The sequence below is a fragment of the Succinivibrio sp. genome (assembly GCF_045124615.1).
Lineage (GTDB): Bacteria > Pseudomonadota > Gammaproteobacteria > Enterobacterales > Succinivibrionaceae > Succinivibrio > Succinivibrio faecicola.
Genome location: NZ_JBGVMC010000274.1, coordinates 1 through 1,569, shown reverse-complemented (window position 1 = coordinate 1,569; position 1,569 = coordinate 1). Strand labels below are relative to the sequence as shown.

General features: G+C 36.4%; 2 protein-coding genes. Both read right to left on the bottom strand.

Annotation, left to right across the window (positions count from 1 at the left end; all coding sequences use genetic code 11):
• On the bottom strand, window positions 1-463 hold a 463-nt coding region (locus ACJML3_RS07160; RefSeq protein WP_406021907.1), incomplete at its 3' end, for a phage baseplate assembly protein V.
• Between the two features lie 264 nt (window positions 464-727).
• Window positions 728-1,569 (bottom strand): phage late control D family protein (locus tag ACJML3_RS07155; protein ID WP_406021905.1); only part of this gene is annotated, 842 nt, incomplete at its 5' end.

Below are 1,569 nucleotides of genomic sequence, written 5' to 3'. Positions count from 1 at the left end.
TGGTATCACCTCCGGACTGCATTGTGATATTACCACTTGCAGTTATATTGGCATTTGTTGTATTGATGTTGACTTCCTGAGGTGTGGTGATGTAAACCTTTGTCCTATCAGCATGAATATGAGTGCCTTCTATAACAACATCCAGTTCATGTGTAGCACGGTTATATGTAACAGTGGTTCCATCTTTGAATTTAACTTTGCGTTCATCCTGATTAGCTGTAGGTCTCGCAACTTCAGGGGCATAAAAGGAGCCTAAAACAAAACCATCCTCAATGCCTCCTGGTAAAAAAACGCATAAAACATCTTCTCCAACATCAGGCATATGAAAATCAGAATTATCTTTTGTATTAGGACATATTACTGGGAGTTCATGACTTACATCCCCATCATCAGGAAAAGCTACTCTAACCATGTGCTTTGCAGGTACAGTTTTTGTGACCTCTCCAACCCTGATAATATTCATCAGGAAGGACCTGATCTGTTCACTAATCATTAGAAAATGTCCTATAATTAAAAGAAAAAGGAGTAAAGATATGTTTGAAAAATACAATCATTACAAGAATTGCGCTACAGGCTGTGATGTTCTTTCTTCTAAGGAAGAAAAATCATTGCTTAGTCAGTTTTGTATGATAATTGTCTGTTTACTTGAAGCTGTTAAATGTTTGCTTCATCCTGACTTATTAAGTTGGATCGTTGTCTTATCTGTAATCTCATTTATCGCTTTAAGCTAATATTTGTTATTAACTCTTCTAACATCAACTGAAGTTACATATCCACTGCTACTCATAGTGTGAGTGGCTTTTTCAATAATAAAGTTTCCATCAAAAGACCCAAAACCAATCAGCTTGATTACTGAACCTGCGCACATTAACGGATCACCTATCATGGAAAGAGAACCTGTTAACTGCCTTGAATTAAGCTGTCTCAGTTTTGCTTTGGCCAAACGTTTTGCCTCTGCAAGTGAAGTACAACGTCTTTTTAAGACATAAACCTGACCGCTATCATCAACATCAGGATCATCATAGGTGTAATCAATATATTCAGCTTTTGTTGCTGTACTGCCTTTTTTAGTTTTTGCTCCTTTGTTTGGAGTTGAACCATTAATATATGAATCTAAAATTGCCTGCCTATCATAAACAGATTTAGATGATTTGTTGCCAGAGGCAGACTTTTTAGAAACATTTCTCCATCTTACAGTGCAAGACTTATAACGCTCTGACTGCTGAGCATCAAAAGACCAGGATAAGATATGAGAAGCATTTTCAATTAACAGCTTTATTGGTTCCTGCTTTTCATATTTAGTCTGGTCGAAAACAATTAGAGTTTCTGCAGAAACCTTAACTGTAAAACCTGCTTCTTCACATAATTTCTTCAGAAAATCTAAATCAGATATGCGCTCCTGATCAACTTTGTCATAATGAGGGTTACTTTCACAATCCCACATAAATTTAAGTTCATTTTCAGTTGCAATCTGATTGGCAATCTCCTTCAGAGTAGTGTTTTCATACTTTCTTGTTTTAACCGTTCTTCTTACAGTGCCATTAAGAGGGATTGATACGGCAGAAAAGC